Genomic DNA, 22,169 nt, shown 5'->3' with positions numbered 1-22,169 from the left:
CATTCCTCCGAAAGCTATGCCTTAACTGAACCCTTCTTCTTGAGAGTGGCTATACCTTGGACTTTGTTGAGAACCGTTGCACCAATGACAATTAAAACAACGCCAACTGCGAGTGAAATCCAAGGATTAGCGGTAAATCCTGCAATTGCATAGCAAACAGCACAAACAATCATGACAAGTGATGCATATGGAATTTGCGTAGCGACATGCCGCAGGTGATTACACAGCGCACCCGTCGACGAAAGAATTGTCGTATCTGAAATTGGTGATATGTGGTCTCCATAAACTGCACCAGCAAGTGTTGAGCCAACGCCAACGAGGAAGAGAGGGTCTTCTGGAGCATAAACACCAACAACGATTGGAATAATGAGAGCAATTGTTCCCCAGCTTGTTCCCATTGCAAAGCCAATAGCTGCGCTCACAAGGAACAAGAGTAGTGGCAGAATTTGCAAGCTTTGCCCAAAACCATTGAGGCATTCAGCAACAAATTCACCAGTGCCCAAAAGATAACGGCAGCATCCACCGAGGCTCCAAGCAAGAACGAGAATCATGATTGCTCCAACCATCGAACGAACACCTTCACAAATTCCCTGAACAAAAATGTCGAGATTCATCAGTTTTCTCGGTAAGAACATTGCAGCCGCTACAGCAATGGCAACAAACGCACCAATGCAAAGACCAGTCGTTGGGCTTTCACCCAGAGCAGTTGCAAAATCGACTCCCTCGAAGAATCCTCCTACATAAATCATTCCCAGAATTGAGAAAACAACAAGAACAAGAATTGGAATTACAAGATCGAACACTCTGCCTTTTTCCGAAATTTTAATTCCTTTGTATTCCATTAGTTCAGATTGTGCCGTTGCCTCAACTTCATCAAGCTCAGCAACAAAAGTTGGCAAGTCGGGGTTTTCTTTATCGAGATCTTCAGGGTCTATTCCAACTGCCTTAGAAGATGAAGCTTCCAAAACTGTGCCTTTGCCAGGAATTTGCACCTTATTTAACACGCCTTGAGAAAGCGCCTCGGCCTTTGCCATTGGACCATAGTCAAACTTCGAAATGCACATGAACAGCACGAAGAAAATCGTGAGCAACGCATAGAAGTTATATGGAATGGAAGCGACAAACGAATTGAATCCACCTTCTCCAAGATAGCCTGCAACAGCCACGGCCCATGATGAAACAGGAGCAATGATGCAAACTGGAGCAGCCATTGAGTCAATAATCCACGAGAGCTTTTCGCGAGAGATGTTGAACTTGTCGGTAACAGGACGCATGACAGCACCAACAGTCAAGCAGTTAAAGTAGTCGTCAACGAAGATGAAAATGCCAAGTAGTGTCGTTAAAACAAGCGCCATTCGAGGACTTTTAACATGTTTTGTGACCCATTCTGCATAGGCACGAGAACCGCCTGCAATCGCTATTACGACGGTGAGCGCGCCAAGTAAGGCCATGAATAATATGAGGCCTCCATTTCCTCCTATTTGTTCGGCCATCATTTGAGGGACCATCACAACCGAATCGATAACCTGTTTGACGCCGAATCCGTTGAGAGTGAATTGATAAATGAGCATTCCTGAAAGAACGCCAACAGTCAAAGAAGAATAAACTTCTTTTGTAATGAGAGCGAGACCAAGCGCCAAAATTGGCGGGATGAGCGACCAAGCCCCCGTGGAAATCAAATCAAAACCTTCCATTGTTTCCTTCTCCTTAATTTATAAACCGCGCATATCATATCAAACAGCCATTGCACGGGCTAAGATGCGACGACAAACGGCCCACGACACTGGCGTTTTAATCAACAGTTAACAATCATGCAAGGTATAATGACTAACGAATTCATGAGGGGGTAAATAAAGGAGCCAAGGTGCGAACATTAATCGCAATTAGCAATTCAAAACCAGGGGCAATTGATAAATGCGCGATGCTTGTTGCCTATCTTCAGGCTCAAGGAGTCCAAACCGAAACTGTTAATGTTGACAGACTAGTTTGGGATGACCCAATCACATATGAAACAGTTCCTGAGTGCGTCGAAAATGATGAAGTTGATCTTGTAATCACGCTTGGAGGCGATGGAACAATTTTGCGCACAGCAAGAATTTTGACAGGCAAAGATGTTCCGATCCTTGGCATCAACTTGGGAAACCTTGGATTTTTGGCAAACGATGTTAACGACAACCTCATTGAGCTCACGTCAATGGCTTTAGCAGGTGAGCTAGTGGAAGAGAGACGCACGAATCTTCAATGCGACATCATCTGCGAAAACGAAACCGACTGGGTAGCAGAAGGCACACAAAAAACACGTCCTTCCTTTTTTGCACTAAACGAAGTTGCAATCACTCGTGGCGGCTCAGGGATTATGCTCGACATGATGCTCGACATTTCGGGAGCTGCTGTCGGTCGCTTTAAAGGTGACGGAATGATTATTGCAACCGCCACAGGTTCCACTGCCTACAGCCTTGCAGCAGGTGGGCCAATTGTTGCACCTTCTTTTCGAGGACTAATCGTACAACCACTCGCAAGTCACACAATTTCGGCTCGCACAATCCTCACAAACGAGAATGACATCGTCCAGCTAAAGCTAGTGCTTGACAAAAACAATCAGGTAAAAAGAATCCCTGCCGTTTATGTTGATGGCATGGAGGCTGGTCTAGATGGCGAAATTACAACTGTTTATGTTCGACGCGGCAAAGTTCCAACAACCCTTTTATACAAAGAAGCCAACACTACAATCCGGAAAGCGACTGCCACTTTTTTCCGTGGACTATAGAAGAGAACAAGGATCCGCTGTCTACACATCCACATTTCCACTACTGTCCTTAGTCTTTATCAACAGGAGTGAAAACAATCAAATTTAATTCTAAAATTACCGCAATTAGTTTTTCTAACATCCTCAATTTCAACTTGCAGTAACGAATAATGAGTGTGCATCTCCCACATCTACACGCAGTTAAAGTCAATATTTATATCAGGAAGTGGAACAGGTAGCATAATTCGGACGCCTGCTCAAGCGGGACTATAGTTACAATAAATAAGCCCCGAGAGAAACGCATCAATCGGGGCTTGCGGCATTTAGTTCATCAATCGTTTAGCGTTGTTTAAATCAAATTGCAGGCGCGTTTCAATTCATCGGCTCTATCGCATTTTTCCCATGTGAATTCTGGCAGCTCACGGCCAAAGTGACCATAGTTGCTAGTCAAACGATAAATCGGGCGACGCAAATCAAGCGATTCAATAATTGCAGCTGGTCGCAAATCAAACACCTCATTAACAGCCTGCTCAATGTCTGCGACAGGAACATGATTCGTGCCAAAAGTCTCAACCATAATGCTCATCGGGTGAGCCATTCCAATTGCATACGCAATTTGAACTTCGCATCTGTCGGCAAGGCCTGCTGCAACGACATTTTTAGCAACCCAACGAGCTGCATATGCAGCGGAGCGATCGACCTTTGTGCAGTCTTTCCCAGAAAAAGCACCACCCCCGTGACGACCCATGCCGCCATAGGTGTCAACGATGAGCTTTCGACCAGTCAGTCCTGTGTCGCCCATTGGTCCACCAATCACAAAACGTCCAGTTGGATTTACGAAAATCTCCAAATTATCGGCAACCTTTACGCCTTCATCATCAAATACTGGATTTATAACGTTCTCAATGAGACTCTTCGTGAGTTCGTCATGGCTAACTGATTCATCATGCTGAGTTGAAATAAGCACCTTTTCAACTTGAGAAGGTTTGCCATCAACATAACGAACAGAAACTTGAGTTTTACCATCTGGACGAAGGAACGAGCATGTTCCATCTTTGCGAACTTTAGTCAGTCTTTCTGAAAGTCGATGAGCCAAAAAAATTGGCATTGGCATGAGAGTGCTTGTTTCATTGCAAGCATAGCCAAAAACCATTCCCTGATCGCCCGCGCCAATCTCGTCTTTAATGTCGGCGGCTTCTCCATGTTGAGCTTCCCAACTTTCATCAACACCTTGGGCAATGTCGGGACTTTGATTGTGGATGGCGTTGATGACGCCGCATGTGTCGCAGTCAAAACCATATTTTGCACGATCATAACCAATAGAGCGGACAACGTCACGAACGATTGCGTCAACATCGACATAGGCCTGGGTGCGAATTTCTCCTGTAACAAAAACAGTGCCAGTGGTTGCAAGCGTTTCGCAAGCACAGCGCACCTTAGTTACATCTGCTGGGTGGCCGTTTGGTGCTATGTAACCCGATTTTTCAAGTTCAATTTCTTTCTGTAAAATCGCGTCAAGAACGGCGTCTGAGACCTGATCGCACAATTTGTCAGGATGACCTTCTGTGACTGATTCTGAGGTAAATAAATAATCTGTCATTTTCAAATTCCTAATTCAATAAAGCACAGCCAGAAATCTAAAGATCTCTTACAAACTATAAATTAAATAGCATTTATTGAAAACTCGCTAATAAATATAAATCCTAAAAAGAAATCATTGAAACCATTTAATAGCTCATTTCTTTGCGCAAAAATCCCAACGTACAATGTCTAAATGCATAACAAAAGAGTTTTTGTAACTCATTTATGTCTGACAACATTTTAAAGGGACAACACAAATTATCAAAAGCTACTTTAAGCCTCCACAATAATGAATCTCTCGTCCTTCCTTTTCTAGGCGCTCAAACTTGTGCAAGTCGGTGTCAGCCATGCCTTGTCTCTTGTCGTGCCTCTTTTCGAACAAAGGATCTTGAGGATTCTCCCAAAGTTCTTTTGCAACTGGAGCCCACTCCTCACTAAACGCCTTAGTTTTAGCGCAAAGGTGTTCAGCTGATTCCTCGTGCTGAAGATCCGTAGATTTTGCACCGGCGCGTTTAACCATCTCCGCAAGAGCACCTGAGTTTTCAAGAATTGGGCAAGGACGCAGGTAATTTCCATCAAATGGCTGCTCGTAATAATACTCCATAAAAATTGGAGACTGAAGCGCCTCTAGAAGGCTAACATCATGAATGTTGCAATTTGAATAATGAGCAAAAACGCAAGGCTCAACGTCGCCAGCAGCGTTAATGTGCAAATAACGACGACCACCAGCAATGCATCCGCCAACGAATTCACCATCATCCTGGAAATCAAGCGTAAATAATGGTTTTGATTCGCGCATTTTACGCACGAAAGTGTATAGGTCCTTGCGCTGCTGTGCTGTTGGAATTAAATCAGCTGTTGTGTCATATCCGACAGGCATAAACGAGAAAATCCAAGCAAACAATGCACCTTGATCAATCAGATAGTCAAAATATTCTTCACTTGCAATTGAACTTGCGTTTTGAGAAGTGTAGCAGCAAGAAACGCCAAATGGGAGTTTATGCTTGCGAAGAAGCTCCATTGCATCTTGAACTTTCTTAAATACGCCCTTTCCACGTCGTGCATCAGTTGCTTCTTCGAAACCTTCCGCAGAAATTGCAGGGACAAAGTTGGCGACTCGAATAATGTCTTGGCAGAACTCCTCATCAATGAGTGTTCCATTAGTAAAACAAAGGAATACGCAATCGGGGTGAGCTTCACAAATTTTAATCAAATCGTGCTTTCTCACAAGTGGCTCACCACCAGTGTAGATAAACACGTGAGTGCCGAGCGCCTTAGCCTGCTCGATGATTGAATTAATGTCATCATAAGACAAGTTGAGCTTGTGACCATATTCTGCTGCCCAACAACCTGTGCAATGAAGATTACAAGCGCTCGTTGGGTCTAGCAAAACAGTCCACGGAATGTTGCATTTATATTTATCACGATTTTTTTCCTGTTCGCCCCACACCATGAGATTCGAATCAACAATGAAGGTCTTAATTATGCGATTGCTCATCTCAGGGTTCAAATCGGCAAGTTTTAAAAGAAGTTGATACCAGTTATTGTGCTGAGCGATAGCATTCTTGAATGCAAGACGCTGTGATGCGAAGAGAGCTTCAGGTGCAATTTTATCAACCATCTCCATAGCTTTAGGAAAGCGCTCCTCAGGGTCCTCAAACAAATAATCAACCATTTTGTTAAGCCCTGCACGCTTAACCGAATCCAATGCTGCCATCGCATTGCCTCCTTTCAACTGCAAATTTAGCAGTCGTAAAAACTAATACACAACTGTGGTTTTTCCACCACATGAGTAATAATATTGAAGATACGAGCTTTGACAATAGGCAGTTATCACACAGTTGAGGAATAATCACCATCAATGACTAATGTGTTGATTATTTCTTAATTTATTCGGTGAGAGGGTTCCAAGAAAACAATGTGACAAATTGTCATGAAGCAAAAACCTATGTGAGCAGGGAGCAATATGCGAGTTAGAAGAACTAAAGTCCAAGAAAGGTAATGATAAGAACAAATGTGATTGAGCAGTTCGTCGTTTAGGTTGAGCTGATGCTACTCACCTAGGCATTAAGTCTTTAAAAAACAAAAGGATTAAAGGAAAGATGACAGAAGAAGCCAAAAAAAGAAAGCCAGAAAAGAACGTTGACAGACGCGTAATAAAAACACGCAAAGCGATAGAAGATGCGCTCTCTCGCCTTCTGCTGAACACAGAATATTCAAAAATCACAGTGAGTGCAATTGCACGAGAGGCAAACATCAATCGTAAGACTTTTTATTTGCACTTTAGTTCCGTAGATGACATTTTCGACACCATGACACTTGATCATGCAGAAAAGACCAGAGAGAGAATTGAGAAAATCGGATTGTTCGAAAAACTCCCGCTAGATGTTGACGCGATAGCAAAAGAACTCGGTGACATGTATCGGCGGGCTCGCCTTTTTAACCCAGTTTTTGTCAGCAAATATCCAGTCGCGAGAGTCACAGCAATTTTTCAGCCCATGTGGGAAGATATCATCAACAAAGAGCGGAAGCTTCATGGATTAAAACCTTTGAAAAATGCAAATTACTATGCACACTACATCCTGAGCGGAGTGTTCCACACATATGAGTATTGGTACAATTCAGGCGACGACACACCATTCGATGAAATTGCTCAAGTTGTAGCAAAAGCGATGGCTCAAGGTCTTAACGGTGCTCTTGAAGAATAGGTGAAAACTACGTGTTCAAAACGCCAATGAAACAAGACCAATAGAGGCAAGCTTTGAATGTAGGGAATATAGGGAGAGAGAAATAACTAAAACGGTGGGATAGCTCAAAATCTAGAATAAAGCACAGACAAAACAACCAAACGCGAGATATTAACGCTGAAATAACTTAAAGAAGAGTAAATTAATTAGAGAGTAAAGATAAAAACATAGTCTTATGCAGGAAGAACCGTGCTGTTTCTTTTAACGGGCGACATACAATGTGGTAAAACGCGATGGCTTGAAAATCTGTGTTGCGAAGCGGAATCACGAGGCACTAGTGTTGCTGGAGTTCTTGCCCCAGGCGTTTGGGAAGAGCTCAAAGACGCGCCTGAGAAATTTTACAAGCTAGGGATAAACAACGTTCTCCTTCCATCAAAGGCAAGAGTAAGATTTGCGAATCGACCAAATCAAGGGTTGATGAAAAAAGGCCATGCTAAAGCACCAGCGATAAACGAAGCATCAATGACCTTAATTCCTGCATCATCAAGCATCTGCGCAAAGATGCCGCGGCCAGGAATCAATGTGTCAGTAAATGTTCCGTCATAAACTTCATTGACGCCACAACTGGGGCTGCGAGATTGAAGGATCGCCATGTCAACCTCGTTTTCAAGAGCGATAGTCAGTGCTTCTTTTGCCCCGGTGCGAAATTGCTCGTCAACGCTAATGCCATCCTTGCTTATGACCCTGTTGCCGATTAATTCCGATGGTTCACGAGGAGTGGGTAAACCTCCCCGGACTTCAGGGCAAACTGGGACCACTTTATGGCCAGCGACAAACTTTATTACTGACTCGTTTCGATTATTGCCTCCATCATATTTACAATTATCTCCGAGTAAACATGCGCTAACTAAAACCTTCATGACAACAATTCCTCTCATTAGCTAAAAACTGTCGCATTCGCATCTCAAGTTAAAATCATAAGGAAAGCACAGCTATTTACACAATTTATGAAAATTATTATCCTAATCTCACAGTCAAATTCACGATTGAATAATTTAGAGCACAGTGAGGTCTATCATGGTTCGAATTTCAAACGAGCGTCTCGATCATCTGATAGCTGAAGACATCCCCTACATTGACCTAACATGCGAAATCTTGGGCATCGGAAACGAACCAGGAGAAATGGAATATTTCACACGTGAGGATTGCATTCTTGCAGGCACTGAGTTCGCGTCACGCATTGCAACTGAACTAGGATGCGAAGTCTTGAGCGCGACAAGCAGCGGAACAGAGCTGCATGCTGGCAGCACGTTCATGAGACTCGCTGGGAAATCAGCCGACCTGCACGCAACTTGGAAAGTTTGTTTGAATTTGTTTGACCACCTCTCGGCTGTCGCCACCAAAACAAAACAAATGGTCAACGCTGCTCACAGCGTCAACAGCTGTTGCGAAATTCTAACAACTCGAAAATCGATGCCAGGATGCAAAGACCTGCTGACAAGTGCCGTAATGGCAGGCGGTGGATTTCCTCATCGTCTTGGATTGTCAGAAACGGTGCTAGTGTTTAACCAACACATCACGTTCATGGGAGGCTTTGATGCATTCCTGGAAAAACTCCCAGAAATCAAATCTCACTGCATTGAAAAGAAACTGTTTGTCGAAGCCAATGAGGAACAAGCTGTGCAACTTGCCAGAGCTGGAGTTGACGGCATTCAGGTCGACAAAATGAAACCGCAGGAGCTAATCAAATTAGTAAAAGAATTAAAGGAAATTGACCCCCGCATCACACTCATAGCAGCGGGAGGCATTAACCCACAAAACACGCGCGAATATGCAGCAACAGGCGTTGATGGCCTTGCAACTACAGCACCTTTCTCTGCAAAGCCCCTCGACATGAGCGCCAGGATGACCATAGCTTAAAAACTATCAGCAATCAGTGCAAATCTGTTTAATCCAGGCTGACTTTCTCTCCTTAATAGGATGTGTAAATCCTTGAATTTTTTCACAAACGCGAAAGACAATGCCCAACTTAACCCTTCTCAAACCAAGCCAAGTTCATCGAATCGAAAATTGGCGACAACAAAAGTTTCAGAAAAAAACTCAAGCAAAACACAATTAGAGCAACACTAATTTCGATTCGAAGATTGCGCTATTTGAATACCTTGCTAAATTGCAAGCGGTTTGGTAAAAAAAGAGATTCAATCCTTAAAGTCCCGCGCGAGGGTGAGATGCCATGTATTCTTCGCGAATGTGCGAAAGATCGACATGGGTGTAGATTTGCGTTGTTGAAATTGAAGAGTGTCCTAAAGCTTCTTGAATAAGTCGAAGGCTAGCACCTCCCGCAAGCATGTGCGTGGCATAGGAATGGCGAAGCTCATGCGGATGCAGCTTCTCAATTCCAATTGTTTCACCAGCTGTCTGCACGACCATAAAAACCCGTTGTCGCGTCATGCGAGCGCCTCTCGCATTCAAAAAAACGGCACGTGAAGCATCTTGCGAAATTGATTTTGCTTTGCGAGCCAAAGTTGGACGTGCCTCTTCAACATATTTCTTTAAAGCCTGAAGACCGCTTCCCCCAATTGGCGAAAACCGTTCCTTATTGCCCTTGCCCATAACTCTCACAAATCCATCAGTCGCATCTTTTTCAACCTGAACGTCTTCAGTGTTCATGTTGATTAGCTCCGAAACACGCAATCCACAGCCATAAAGAACTTCAAGAATTGCTACGTCGCGAACAATCAGTTCGCTAGACCAAACCTTATGCGCATCGTCATAAACGTCGTTTTTGTAGCGTTTAATCGCCGCATATTTGTCAATCAAGTCTCCCACCTGCTCAACAGTTAGGGTCTGTGGCAAATTGGATGGAACTTTTGGCAATGGAATGCGTGAGGCAGGATTAACCTCGAGAAATCCTTCACATTGTAGGAATTTATGAAAAGATCTAACGCCAGCCATGCGCCGCTTGACAGTTGACCTCGCAAGTTTTTGAAGGATTAAATGCTGTTGAAATCTAACTGCAACATCGGTCGTTATCTGTTCGGCGTCATCAACTCCAACAGAATCAAGCCAGTCGCAATAAACACCCAAATCACGTGCATAGCTCTCAATAGTAGAAGAAGAAGCACCTCGCTCCCAGCGAAGTGCTTCCAGAAATTGCTCTGTTAGTAACCTAACGTCCAATGATGTCTAACCTGCTTGAACTCAAAAATTCCGCAAGCTCTATAAAGGCGAAAAACTACTTAAATTTGCGCTCTATTGCTGCCCCAACGAAAGAGCGGAACAAAGGATGTGTTTTCCATGGGCGGCTCTTGAACTCAGGATGCCCCTGACTAGCGACAAACCATGGATGGTTAGGAATCTCAACCATTTCCACAAGACGAGCGTCGGGTGACAAACCGCTGATAACAAGTCCTGCCTCTGTCAGTGCATCACGATAGGCGTTGTTAACTTCATAACGATGACGATGCCTCTCATAAATGAGTTCTTCGCCATAGGCCTCAAATGCCTTTGTGTCAGGCGCTACCTTGCATGGATAGGCACCAAGGCGCATCGTACCGCCTTTGTCCTCGACATCTTCCTGCTCAGGCATGAGATCAATAACAGGATATTGCGCATCTTCATCAAATTCAGTTGAAGTTGCACCTTCAAGACCTGCAACATTTCTTGCAAATTCAACGACAGCAGCTTGAAGGCCAAGACAAATCCCGAGGAATGGAACTTCATGCTCGCGAGCATATTTCGCTGCCAAAATCTTTCCTTCAAATGCACGAACACCAAAGCCACCAGGAACAAGAATCCCGTCAAACTTGCTCAAAATTTCATCAACGTTGCTCTCGTTTAACTCTTCTCCGTTTATGAGGTGCGAGTGAACGGTTTTTCCATGAAACACGCCAGAGTGTGTGAGGGCTTCAATGACTGAGAGATAGGCATCATGAAGGTCGGTGTATTTTCCAACAATTGCAATGTCAACGTCGCCTTCGCAGTTTTTCGTGTCTGCCAAAAATTTATTTAAATTAGAGAGATCAGCCTCACGTCGATCAAGACCAAGTTTGTCAAGAACGGCACAATCAAAGCCCTGCTCATACAAGGCAATTGGAACATCATAAATAGAAGGCGCGTCAATGCAATTCACCACATGATCAACTGGAACGTCGCAAAAAAGAGCAATCTTTTCACGGAGTTGCTCGTTTACGTCGTGGTCGCTTCTGCAAACGATGAAGTCAGGCTGAACACCAAGGCTGCGAAGCTCTTTGACCGAATGCTGGCAAGGCTTCGTTTTTACCTCGTGCGCAGCTGCAATGTAGGGAACAAGTGCCACGTGGATAAAAATGACATCCTGAGGATTGTGCTGCTTTTTGAATTGACGAACTGCCTCAATAAAAGGAGTTGATTCAATGTCACCAACTGTGCCACCAATTTCTGAAATAACGATGTCGGCATTTGATTGCTCGGCAATGCGCGTGAGTCGCTCTTTAATGGCTTCGGTAACATGCGGAATAACTTGCACAGTTCCGCCAAGAAAATCGCCGCGACGCTCGCGAGAAATGAGAGTTTGATAGATTGAGCCCTGCGTAAAGTTCGACTCACGAGTCAAGTTCTCATCGATGAATCGCTCATAATGACCCAAGTCTAGGTCACCCTCGTGCCCATCTTCCGTCACAAAAACTTCACCGTGCTGAAAAGGACTCATTGTGCCCGGATCCACGTTTAAATAGGGATCCATCTTCTGCATGGTCACCTTGTAACCGCGAGACTTTAGCAGATGACCAAGGGAAGCCGCCGTGATTCCCTTACCGAGGCTTGACACAACACCGCCCGTAACAAAAATGTGTTTCGTCATTGAATTTTCCTTAAATTAGTTTGAGACCTTAGATAAATTTATTGTAGCAAACGACGGTTGTATAATCATTATTCAAGGGAGGGAAAATGAACGGAGACCTAATCAGATTTTCAGTTGCAATGCCCCAGGAACTTTGTCTTAAACTTGACAAACTGGTTGCACGCAGAGGAGATGGAACAAACCGCTCGGAAGTGATTCGCGACCTCGTTCGCGATGCAATTCAGGAACAAGAAATTTCAGTGCCCGACACACAAGTGATTGGCACACTAACAATTGCATACAATCATCACTCAAATGACCTGAGCGATCGCTTGCACGAAATCCAGCATCAATTTTGCCCAAACATCATCTCGACAACCCATGTGCATGTTGACCCACATTCTTGCCTTGAGGTCATCATTTTGCGCGGCGAAAACGAAGTTGTTCGCCTGATTGCCGACAAAATTATGGGAACAAAAGGCGTCGACACTGGAAAACTCGTTCTCACCGCAATTCATGAAGACAAAGGTCACCATCATGGTTAATGAAACAATAATGATGGGGCACGGCAGCGGTGGTTCGATGATGGAGCACCTGATAGATGAGGTGTTTAAGGCAGAATACGCGAAAGATGAGCTAAAGACAAGCGACGATGCGGCTGCATTAGACCTTGTATCAATCGCAAAGACCCGTGGAATTAGTGGAAACTTTAAGGTCTCCTATTCAACCGATTCTTTTGTAGTAACTCCTCAATTTTTTCCAGGCGGCGACATTGGGCGCTTAGCGGTGTGCGGAACAGTAAACGATGTCTCAACGGCGGGTGCAATTCCAGTCGCAATTTCTGTAGCCTTTATTTTGGAGGAAGGCTTCCCAATTGATGACTTGAAGAAAATTTGCCATTCCATTAAAGACGCAGCTGACGAAGCATGTGTGGAAGTCGTCACAGGTGACACTAAAGTTGTGAACAAAGGAAAGTGCGACGGAATTTACATCAACACATCGGGGATTGGAATCATTCCTGAAGGTGTTGAATTAACTGCGCGCAACATCGAACCAAACATGAGTGTGATTGTCTCGGGTTCTCTTGGAGACCACGGAATCACCATAATGTCGCAGCGTGAAAACTTAAATTTCACAAATAACCTCAAAACTGATGCGGCACCACTAAATCATCTCGTTGCTGACGTTTTGAAAGCAGCTCCTCACACGGTTTGCTTCCGAGATCCAACTCGAGGAGGCCTCGCTTCAACTCTAAATGAATTTGCTCAAATGAGTGGCGTTTCAATCGAGATAGACGAAACGAAAGTGCCTGTCAAACCGGAAGTGGCAGGCGCATGCGAAATGCTTGGCTTTGATGTTTATCAAGTTGCAAACGAAGGCAAATTCGTTATTGTTGTTCCAGAGAGTGAAGCAGAGGCTGCTCTTGCAGCATGCAAGTTGAATGAATATGGGCGCGACGCTGCCATTATTGGCAAAACATTTGAGGCAACTAACAGTGAAGCAGGTGCACGAGTTTTGGTCAAAACCGCTCTCGGCTCAAAACGAATACTCGACATGTTAGTTGGCGATTTGCTGCCTCGCATTTGCTAAAATTAACTCAGCACTTGTTTTGAGGGTTCATTTTTGCGATGGACCAACGACTACGCCTAAGGAGTCTTAGATTATTTGTGGATTAGGAATTCGTCACTGATTTGGCAACTTGTTTGCCACTTCACTGCTCGAAAAGCTGTGAAACAAATTGCGGACACCATCTTTTTTATAAAGATGTGTTCATCCTTACCTCAAGGCGAGTGCTGCTAAAGCGTGCGAGTACTTCGCACGCTTCTTTTTTATCAGACTAAAACAGTGAAGTTGCATGATGAGTGAGCTAGACTAGTCTGCATCTTGCTAACATGTCACTTTTGCAATCAACCTTCAAAAATCAATAACTCAAAAGAAAATAGCGACTCAACTGTCAAAAACTGACTCTCATCGTTTTTGATGCATAAAAATGGCTCCGGCAACTAGCCGGATCCATTCCTTTTAGCTGAAGTCGCCTACAACCAACAAGCAAGCGACTTATAGAAAACCTAAATCATCTATTTAGTCAATTCTTTCGCTAATAGTTTCCAAAATTGCCCTATTCGAGGTTTTCCATCAATCTTGCCAACTGTTTCATCAGTGATAACAGCTTGTCCACCGAAGACACGTGCTTTATAGAGCGGTACCCGGGAGTTTTTCAGCATGTCATATGCCTTCTGGTTCAACGATTCGTCCTTTGAAACAAGGAACATAACACTGTTTGACTTGCCCAAGATGTGCGACGAACCAAGAGCGTCATAATATCCAAGCCCAGAGCTAACTCCTACATTATCAAGAGTTAGTCCAACTTTTAGAGCATTTCCTACGAACTTAAAATTCGTCTCGTATGCATCATCACCTGCGATGCGGGTTGCTTTGACACCAGCGTTATTAAGGCAAGCCTCAACTTGAGCAGGCACAGCGAACTTTCCCCTGAGAATTGTTGCCGACTCATGTGCTTTTGCCTTTTCGACCATTTTAAGAATTGTCGCCATCGTGGTTCACAAGAAGAATAAATTCTTTCTTTGCGGCTGCATAGCTGCCAGCGCCAAGAGCATCGTGATAGCCTGCACCTGGGGCAACAACATAAGGCATCTCAACGGAGTTTTTTTGCTCATCCACAGTCTGTGAATTCTGAGCTTGATCTTGGGGAGCAGTTTTTTCCTCCTGTTGAACAGCTGTATCAGTTGTGACTGTGGTTTGTTATTCAGCATATGCGACCTTGCTCAAGCTCGGGCACAGGCCCAAATCAAGCGCAATTCTTAAGAAGAGAGCAAGAACTTAAAAGCGCAATTTTGGCAGGCATTTGGAAAAGTACAAAAAAAGAGGCTCATACGAGCCTCTTTGAAAAGTTGGTGTTAGAAGAAAGCAGGAACTAGTCTTCCTGAATCTCTGTGATGCACCCCATTGGGCACTCCTCCATGCAGTCGCCGCAGCCGATGCAGCTCTCTTCGTCTACCACTTCTACGACGTCGCTTTTCACAGCAAGAACACCTTGTGGGCAAGCTTCAACACAAACTTCGCAAGCGATGCATTCTGTAGTGTCAAGAATTGGACGTGGCATATATATACTCCTTTACTTATTTTTAATGTCTAAAGTAACTAAAAGAACTATACACAAAAAATGCCGAACTTCACTAAAAAATTGATGATTGGTTTACTCATATCATCAGTATGCAACCGCTAACCATTATAAAAAACAACTATGGGCGAATAACGCTGTCTGCTTCAGTGCAAATCTCAACGATTTCATACATGTTGGTGATTGATCCTACTGCAACAGTTTCTGAAATCTCAAAGAACTCTGTGCATGTGCCGCATGTGAGAATCTCAACACCCTTTTCTTCGAGCTTTTTAAGGTCCTCAACAGTTTCTGCACCTTCTTGTGAAAGAAATGCACCACCGTTATAAAGAAGAACGTGTGATGGGAGTTCCTCAGCCTCACTCAATGCATATGTAAATGCTTTCATGAGTTTTTTTCCAAGCACATCGTCGCCATGACCCATTTTGTCTGTTGCAATCAAAACTACTTTTCCACTCATTGTTTCTTCCTTTCGTTAGAGAGTGTTTTTATTTATTCTCAAATTTAATGAGAGAATAACCTTTATTTAACGCTCAATGCTGCACCAATAGCGCCTGCATATCGAGCATTCGGGCAAGTTAAAACAGGCCCACCAAGTGCTTTTGACAAAGCCTCAACGATATAACTCTCATCACAAAGCCCACCAGTTAGCGCAAAGTTTGTTCCGCCTACGCGATTAACAAGAGAGCAGACTTTTGTGACAACGGAATCGATTACACCGCGAGCAATGTTTTCACGAGGAGTTCCTTTTCCAATGAGAGATATTACTTCACTTTCCGCGAACACAGTACACATCGAAGAAATTGGTGTTTCTTCGCCATTTCTCGCAAGTTCACAAAGCTCTGTCAATGTGAGCCCAAGTCGGTTAGCCATTACTTCCAAAAATTTTCCTGTGCCAGCACTGCATTTGTCATTCATCAGGAATTTATCAACATGACCATTGCGAAGCTGCACTGCTTTTGTGTCCTGTCCACCAATGTCAATTACTGTCATGTCGCCCTCAAACAAAAAGGCGGCACCCTTTCCATGACAAGTGATTTCTGTTATTGTTCTGTCGGCAAATGGAACTGAAATTCGACCATAGCCAGTGGCAACAATTCCGTCGGCATCTTCTATTGGATAACCTGCATTTGAAAGGTCTTCTTTTAATCTATCAGCAGCATCTACACTGTTGTAACCTGTTGGAACAACTTTTGTAAAAACAAGGTCGCCATCTTTAACAGCAGCAGTTTTTGCAGAAGTTGAGCCAATATCAATACCTATTGCCAACATTTAAACTCTTTTGCCTTCCACACTAATAAATAAGCCTTTTAAAACGCTAACAGGATAGTTGAGCCACTTCAAACATTGTAAAAAAACACCAACTCATTCTGCAAAGAATCCTTTAACAGAATTTGTTCCTGTGAATGTCGAAAGTTTGCTCGACCTCCATCTTTTTGTCAAACTTTAAACCATGTTTTTGCGCTAATGCCATTGCAGAATCAATTTGCTCGCAACTGCAAAGTAAACTCATTCCGCACTCGCTTCTCGCTTCACGAGGTGACGGCGCCACCCGAGCTTCAAAGTCTTGAGACCTCAAAAACTCAAATAGCGCCATCCCTTCAGTGTGACTTTTAACTAAAATGTAGCACTTAGTGCTCAATTCGTCCTTCGACTCCAGTTCTAGTCGAGCATCTCAATGAACGCTTGAATTCTAGTTCGTAATTGCTCTGCATCGTTGTCGGTGTAGTCAGTCTCAAGAGTCAGGCATGGAATTCCAGCCTCATCAAGAGCTTGCGAAACACCACGTCCTGCCGTGTCATAAAGATTGCAGAACATGAGATGAGCATCAATAACACTGTCTACGTTGTATTCTTTAGCAAGTCTCAAAATGTCTTCTTTTCGACCAGGATTTGGCGTAAAGCACTCGCAATTGTTCATCATGTAGCGATTTGAAAGTGCTGTGACCTGCTCATCAATCGTGGATCCACTTTCATCAACCATGTTTTCAAAATAGCGTGTGCCAGTGCAGCACTCCTCACAAACAACGGCGGCACCACTCGTTTCAATTATGTGATGCAATTTCCAATTTGGAATAGCCATTGGAGTGCCTGTAATCATGATGCGCTTCGTCCCCGCTGGGAACACGCTAACACCATCGGCAATTCTCTGCTCACATTCGTCAGCAAGTTTGTTGCACATCTCTGCGCAACGAGCAGGGTCGTCAAAGAATGCAATTTGCGTCATCAACAACACGTCTTTGCCAGAAATTGGAAGTTTCTCAGCCTTACGGCATTCATAAACTCTCTTCATTGCAGCACGCTTCGCGTTAACAACTTTAATCGCATCTGCAAGCTTTTCTGCAGTAATTTCATTGCCTGTAAAGTCTTCAACAACTTTGATGAAACTGCGAATTTCGTCTTCCCACTTTTTGTAGTCGCATTCGCGCTTCATCTGAGGCAAATCCATGATGTGAATTGGCACGTCTTCGGCCAAAATCTCATATGCTTTTTTCTTGCCATCACATGTTGTTTCTCCAACATACATGTCGGCGATGCGGAAGAATGGGCAAGTTCTACCTAAGCGAGCACCAACGCTGGCTTTAATGAGGGGGCAAGTGTTCTTTGGAAGCACTTCTTCACCAGCTGGAACCCAAAATTGAGAACCTCCACAAAGGCCAGTTACAATGCCATTTGCAGCAATAATGACCTCATCTGGAACAAACACGCAAAACGTTCCGAACACTTTTTGTCCATTTTTTTGCGCTTCGATTAATTCTGCTGGACGAATACCATGAATTTCTCCAACAACCATGTCCCAAAAAGCCATTGCCTCTGGTCGATTTTCCTGAGATAAATAAACGTCTCCGAAAGCTTGAGGCAAAACAGCGCAAAGCTGATCGTGCGTCTCAACGTCCATGCCCAAGTCTTCCCACATTGGATGATAATCTGTCATATATACTCCTAAACAAGATGATTACATGGCGCAGGTGGGCGCAGAAAAGTCACATTGCAGAACTGTGACACTATCCATTTATTTTAAACCTCAAAACAAAATGCCCGCCTCGCATTTCTGCAAGGCGAGCAAATTACATCTATCAGTCTATTCTCAAATAATCTACATCGTTTCAATGAATGCCGCGATGCGTGTGTCGATTTGCCCTGCATCGCTTTGAGAATAGTCGGTCTCGAGCTTAAGATATGGAAGACCCGATTGTTCAACAGCCTTTTGCATAAGAGTACTTTCAACATTAAATGTGTGGCAACAGTTGAGAACAAGATCAATAACTCCATCAACGTCATATTTTTTGCACATTTCAATTGTGTTTTCCATGCGTCTGTTGTTTGGCGTCATAATTGAGCAATTAATGTCAATATATTTCTCAGCAAGCGCCTGATAAATGTCTGGAGCATCTGGATCGATTTGCATGCGGTTAGTTCTCTCGCCAGTGCATGAATCACTGCAAACAATAACACCGCCGTTTTCATCTATAGACTTTGCAACTTTATTAATGACTCCATTTGCAGGACAACCTGTCAAAAGGATTCTTTTCTTCTTGTCATTTTCTTCGTTGCACTTCCCCTTGTTCTCTGCAACCATTGACTCTAGAGTCTCACGGAAATTGTTGACGTCAAGATTGAAGCTGCCAGCTGCCATTGCACTGAGCAACTCAACAGAAGTAAATGCAGTTGTGCCTTTTAACTGCAGCTCATAAAGATTACAAATTGCTTGACGAAGCCGATTGCGATTTCTTGTCGCCTCACGAATTTGCTCTTCTGTGATGGCAATATCAAATCGTTTCTCTAGATATTCTTTTAAGCCAATGATTTCTTGCTTCCAAGCATCAAGTGCCCAACTGCGAGACCTATCGTGAGGAAGTCGAAGAACATACATGTCTTTAATGTCTTGCAACAGCTCATACATTTTCTTTTTGCCATCGCAAGTTGTCTCACCAATGATGACGTCTGAAAAATAGGTATATGGGCATTTGTCAGTAAAAGCAAAACCATAGGTAGATTTAATTAGCGGACAAAGGTTTGTTGGCAAAACCTGTTCCGCAGCAGGAATGACTTCATCAGAAGTGCCGCAAAGCCCAACAGCTGATGCTCCTGCCGCATCAACAATCTCAAGGGGAGCATAGGTGCAAAGATAACCCACAAGTTTTCCGCCGTTATCCTTGAAATCTTTGACTTTCATGAACCCGGCTTTTCGAGCTTCTTGATATCCCTCAAATGTGCGAGGAAGTTCTGTTGGTGCTGCTGGCATGATTGCCTCCTTGTAAATATACTCCTAGTGATTTTTCAGCGCAGATGTAAAATGTCGCAGAGAAACTGTGACTGCGATTATATCACTCAGCACTTTTGGGACATTTATCGCATGAGCGACCGAACAGTTTCTTGATGAGTGATGTTGGGAGTTGGCTCAAAATGACAGCAGCGAACATCAGAGTGCATCCGAACAACTCACGCCCTGTCATAAACTGTCCTAAAAGCACAGCTCCGCCAAGAGCAGCAAACACACTTTCGAGGCTCATTAGAAGCGTTACCAACGTTGGATTTGCGCCTTTTTGAGCAACAGCCTCAAGAGAAAAACCAATCGCACCCGACACAACACCGAGATACAAAAGTGCTGGGATGGTCGCCAAAATGTCTTCAACACTTGCTGGACCAGCAAAAACAACAACATCAGCAATAAACATTGGCAAAGAAAAGACGGCCGATGCCACAAGTTGAAAGGTAGCAAGCTGAGTTGTATCGCACTTTTTTGTGTAGTGATCAACTGCCAAGATGTAAATTGCAAACGGTGCCGCACAGCCTAAAATCAACAAATCCTCTGTGGCAGGAACAACAACTCCTGACAAGCTTAAGAAATAAAGCCCACAAACAGCTAGCGCAACCGAAACCCAAATCTTAAAACCAGCTTTTATTCCTAGAGCCATTCCAAACAGCGGAACGAGAACTACATATAAAGACGTGAGGAAGCCGGCCTTCCCCGTGTCAACTCCGCCCGCAATTCCAGCTTGCTGAAACAACATGCCAATATAGAGCCAGAATCCGCAAACCGCAGCACCAACAATCAAGTCTCTCTTGGAGTGATTTACTTGATACTTCGCGGAATCTTTCTCTTCATGGCTAGTGCTAGTCGAGGTGAACCCATGGTTAGCTTCGTTGCTTTCAAACTCAGTTCTTCCACAGGCTCCAAGCACAGGCTGTGTTTTTTCGCTAAGGGACCTATCGCTTCTAACTTTAAAAAGATGAATGATCAGAACAGGAATCATTGCAATCGCGCTAATTACACTTCTTCCAAAAATCGTGAAGTGCACACTGATGTGTTCTGAGCAAACAGCTTGTGCTGAGAAAGCCATGCCCCAAATGAAAGCAACTGTTATTGGCAACACTATTTGTCGAAAATTTATGCTCAAAATTTATGAAACCCTACTATCAAAAAATGCAAGAAATTTTTATTTCACGTCAGACTTTAAAATTTTAAAACGTTAATCAACAAATAAAGAAAAAATCCAGTAAAGGAAATAGAAGTTCATTGCAGAGTTTCCTCTTGGTTTTATCGTAAACCTTAATGATTAAAGAACCACACTAGCAAAAACAGGTTGGAATAGGTCAACTTTTAAGCATCGAAGTCGTTCGTTCTTCCTTGAAGATGCGGACATTACCCTGATTTGTCTGCAAACTAGCTAGATGCGTGCGAATGAGCAGCAGATGCACCTAATTGCTTTAATTTTGAATCGGCGCGACGGATAATCAACGCGCACACTGTCCCAATGAAAGCAACAAATGCCATCACAATCATAACCTCAGGAAGTCCATAATGGTCTCCCACGACACCAAGCAACGGCTCAAAGATTCCGCCAACTGAAACTACAAGACCATAAGAAATCCCAGAAGCGGTCCCGAGATGCCTTGGAACATAGGACATGCCAAGCGCAACTTGACTTGGATAAAAAAGATCAGTTGTGATGCTCAGCAATGCAACAAAAACACATGCTACATAGATGTTTCTGGTGAAAGCAAAAAGAACCAAAAGAATTACAGTTAGCATAAAACAACTTGTAGTGACTTTGTGAACTCCAATCCGCTCAGTAGTTTTGCCACTCATAAAAGTTGCAACGGCTCCTGCAACGCTATAAACACAGAGAGCAAGCGAACCAGTCGATTCTGCCTGACCCAAGACACCAACGAAGAAAAGAGGAATGAACGCAAGCAAGCCATATTGCAAAATTGCGCGACATGCCAGCGCAAGCATGTTTATCCAGAAGTTCTTCCAGTGCTCAGGCTCATGTTTCTTTGCTTCTGTCAAGACATCAGTTGCTTTTCCTAAAGAACGAAAACGTTTGTTAAAAGCAAGAAGTGCCACCGAACAGAGAGTGCAGGGAACAAGAAAAATTAATGTGCCATGCATTCCAAAATTGCTCAAGAAAATTGCAGCTAGAAAAGGTCCAACAAAAAAGCCAATGTTTCCACCAACAGCAAAAATGCTCATGCCGTTGCTTTTGCGATTTCCTGCAGCCAGATTAGAAATTCGACCGCCTTCGGGGTGAAACATCGCATTTCCAGTGCCAGCAATCATTGCGGCTACGCAAACTAGAAAATAATTCGGCGCGAAACCAATCAGACAAATTCCTGCACCTGCAAGGAAAACGCCGAGCGCCATAAACCAAGGGCATGGGTGTTTGTCGCCAATCGCGCCGAAAACAGGCTGAATGACAGCAGAACAAATGTTCGCAAAGAAAATCAAGAATGACACGGCGGTGTAGGAAAAGCCGTTATACATCATCAAAAATGGCAAACAGGATGATAGTGCACCTTGATTGAGATCACAACAAATGTGACCAATGCTCGCCATTACATTTGATAATTTATCGCCCCCGTCGTTTGCCACGGCCATCCTTCCTAAACCTTTTCTTGACGCAAGAATTTTAACCCAATGCCAGTGTTTGAAAAAAAGAATTAACAAGCAAATGGCAGAAAAACAAGCAAAGAATCTCGAGGAAACGCCCGTTAATAATAAAGGGATGTGGGCTGCAACTAAAGACGTGACAGCAAAAAAATGAGGGCGGGATATCACCGCCCTCATTACAGTTGCTTAAAAATATTTTCTTTTAAGAATCAGCCGTAATTTCAAAACTCACAATAGTCAATCATGCAATGAGTTTATTTCTCAAACCCTGAGCATCAATGGCTAAACAAAATAGACAAA

General features: G+C 43.7%; 21 protein-coding genes. 5 read left to right on the top strand and 16 right to left on the bottom strand.

All coding sequences use genetic code 11. The features are described from left to right. Positions 1-14: 14 nt before the first annotated feature. Positions 15-1,694, bottom strand: a complete 1,680-nt coding sequence (locus FXZ76_RS02120; RefSeq protein ID WP_079535476.1) for a Na+/H+ antiporter NhaC family protein — start codon at positions 1,692-1,694, stop codon at positions 15-17. 170 nt (positions 1,695-1,864) lie between these two features. Between FXZ76_RS02120 and FXZ76_RS02115 the strand changes: the two genes are divergently transcribed. Next, on the top strand, positions 1,865-2,767 hold the full coding sequence (locus tag FXZ76_RS02115) for an NAD(+)/NADH kinase (protein ID WP_079535475.1): 903 nt from the start codon (positions 1,865-1,867) through the stop codon (positions 2,765-2,767). A 328-nt stretch (positions 2,768-3,095) separates the two neighbouring features. Here FXZ76_RS02115 and metK read toward each other — a convergent pair whose 3' ends face one another. Beyond that, complete coding sequence (gene metK / locus FXZ76_RS02110; RefSeq protein WP_079535474.1) at positions 3,096-4,346, bottom strand: methionine adenosyltransferase; 1,251 nt, start codon at positions 4,344-4,346, stop codon at positions 3,096-3,098. Between the two features lie 249 nt (positions 4,347-4,595). Further along, on the bottom strand, positions 4,596-6,044 hold the full coding sequence (locus FXZ76_RS02105; RefSeq protein ID WP_079535473.1) for a radical SAM protein: 1,449 nt from the start codon (positions 6,042-6,044) through the stop codon (positions 4,596-4,598). Positions 6,045-6,429: 385 nt separating this feature from the next. Here FXZ76_RS02105 and FXZ76_RS02100 point away from each other — a divergent pair, with 385 nt between their 5' ends. Beyond that, on the top strand, positions 6,430-7,035 hold the full coding sequence (locus FXZ76_RS02100) for a TetR/AcrR family transcriptional regulator (protein WP_079535472.1): 606 nt from the start codon (positions 6,430-6,432) through the stop codon (positions 7,033-7,035). 446 nt (positions 7,036-7,481) lie between these two features. On the opposite strand, the gene FXZ76_RS02095 is transcribed toward FXZ76_RS02100, so the two are convergent. Continuing rightward, on the bottom strand, positions 7,482-7,934 hold the full coding sequence (locus tag FXZ76_RS02095; protein ID WP_079536856.1) for a 2-thiouracil desulfurase family protein: 453 nt from the start codon (positions 7,932-7,934) through the stop codon (positions 7,482-7,484). 145 nt (positions 7,935-8,079) lie between these two features. On the opposite strand from FXZ76_RS02095, the gene modD reads away from it, so the two are divergent. Then, the gene (modD, locus tag FXZ76_RS02090) at positions 8,080-8,934 is read left to right on the top strand and encodes a ModD protein (protein WP_231961728.1); all 855 of its coding nucleotides are present in this window, start codon (positions 8,080-8,082) and stop codon (positions 8,932-8,934) included. A 285-nt stretch (positions 8,935-9,219) separates the two neighbouring features. Here modD and FXZ76_RS02085 read toward each other — a convergent pair whose 3' ends face one another. Next, positions 9,220-10,194: a tyrosine recombinase gene (locus tag FXZ76_RS02085; protein WP_079535470.1), complete on the bottom strand. Its 975-nt coding sequence runs from the start codon at positions 10,192-10,194 to the stop codon at positions 9,220-9,222. A 55-nt stretch (positions 10,195-10,249) separates the two neighbouring features. Further along, entirely contained in the window at positions 10,250-11,854 is a 1,605-nt protein-coding gene (locus FXZ76_RS02080) for a CTP synthase (protein ID WP_079535469.1), read from the bottom strand. A gap of 86 nt (positions 11,855-11,940) precedes the next feature. Here FXZ76_RS02080 and nikR point away from each other — a divergent pair, with 86 nt between their 5' ends. Both nikR and hypE read left to right on the top strand, forming a co-directional pair. Beyond that, on the top strand, positions 11,941-12,378 hold the full coding sequence (gene nikR / locus FXZ76_RS02075) for a nickel-responsive transcriptional regulator NikR (protein WP_079535468.1): 438 nt from the start codon (positions 11,941-11,943) through the stop codon (positions 12,376-12,378). After that, positions 12,371-13,423, top strand: coding sequence for a hydrogenase expression/formation protein HypE (gene hypE, locus FXZ76_RS02070; RefSeq protein WP_079536854.1), 1,053 nt, complete (start codon positions 12,371-12,373; stop codon positions 13,421-13,423). The genes nikR and hypE overlap by 8 nt, the downstream gene beginning before the upstream one ends. 488 nt (positions 13,424-13,911) lie before the next feature. Here the strand turns inward: hypE and FXZ76_RS02065 are convergent, their stop codons facing one another. The 10 genes from FXZ76_RS02065 to FXZ76_RS02020 form a co-directional block, all read right to left on the bottom strand. Further along, complete coding sequence (locus tag FXZ76_RS02065; protein ID WP_157887274.1) at positions 13,912-14,370, bottom strand: cell wall-binding repeat-containing protein; 459 nt, start codon at positions 14,368-14,370, stop codon at positions 13,912-13,914. Between the two features lies 1 nt (position 14,371). Beyond that, positions 14,372-14,515, bottom strand: coding sequence for a cell wall-binding repeat-containing protein (locus FXZ76_RS02060; RefSeq protein WP_147571511.1), 144 nt, complete (start codon positions 14,513-14,515; stop codon positions 14,372-14,374). Between the two features lie 253 nt (positions 14,516-14,768). Further along, positions 14,769-14,957, bottom strand: a complete 189-nt coding sequence (locus tag FXZ76_RS02055) for a 4Fe-4S binding protein (RefSeq protein WP_079535466.1) — start codon at positions 14,955-14,957, stop codon at positions 14,769-14,771. Between the two features lie 139 nt (positions 14,958-15,096). Further along, positions 15,097-15,435, bottom strand: coding sequence for a sulfurtransferase-like selenium metabolism protein YedF (gene yedF / locus FXZ76_RS02050; protein WP_079535465.1), 339 nt, complete (start codon positions 15,433-15,435; stop codon positions 15,097-15,099). A gap of 62 nt (positions 15,436-15,497) precedes the next feature. Then, positions 15,498-16,247, bottom strand: a complete 750-nt coding sequence (locus tag FXZ76_RS02045; protein ID WP_079535464.1) for an acyl-CoA dehydratase activase — start codon at positions 16,245-16,247, stop codon at positions 15,498-15,500. 112 nt (positions 16,248-16,359) lie between these two features. Then, a complete protein-coding gene (locus tag FXZ76_RS02040) occupies positions 16,360-16,617 on the bottom strand; it encodes a DUF3343 domain-containing protein (protein WP_079535463.1) in 258 nt (85 codons plus the stop codon). Positions 16,618-16,637: 20 nt separating this feature from the next. Continuing rightward, positions 16,638-17,909 (bottom strand): double-cubane-cluster-containing anaerobic reductase, encoded by a 1,272-nt coding sequence (locus tag FXZ76_RS02035; protein WP_079535462.1) that lies wholly within the window; start codon positions 17,907-17,909, stop codon positions 16,638-16,640. Between the two features lie 162 nt (positions 17,910-18,071). Continuing rightward, a complete protein-coding gene (locus tag FXZ76_RS02030; RefSeq protein ID WP_079535461.1) occupies positions 18,072-19,220 on the bottom strand; it encodes a double-cubane-cluster-containing anaerobic reductase in 1,149 nt (382 codons plus the stop codon). Between the two features lie 82 nt (positions 19,221-19,302). Then, positions 19,303-20,352, bottom strand: coding sequence for a DMT family transporter (locus tag FXZ76_RS02025; protein ID WP_079535460.1), 1,050 nt, complete (start codon positions 20,350-20,352; stop codon positions 19,303-19,305). A gap of 290 nt (positions 20,353-20,642) precedes the next feature. Further along, on the bottom strand, positions 20,643-21,857 hold the full coding sequence (locus tag FXZ76_RS02020; protein ID WP_079535459.1) for an MFS transporter: 1,215 nt from the start codon (positions 21,855-21,857) through the stop codon (positions 20,643-20,645). Positions 21,858-22,169 lie beyond the last annotated feature (312 nt).

The organism is Phoenicibacter congonensis, assembly GCF_902386915.1.
In the GTDB taxonomy this organism is placed as follows: domain Bacteria; phylum Actinomycetota; class Coriobacteriia; order Coriobacteriales; family Eggerthellaceae; genus Phoenicibacter; species Phoenicibacter congonensis.
The sequence above is the reverse complement of the archived record's forward strand: the minus strand, read 5'-3'. Positions and strand labels throughout refer to the sequence as shown.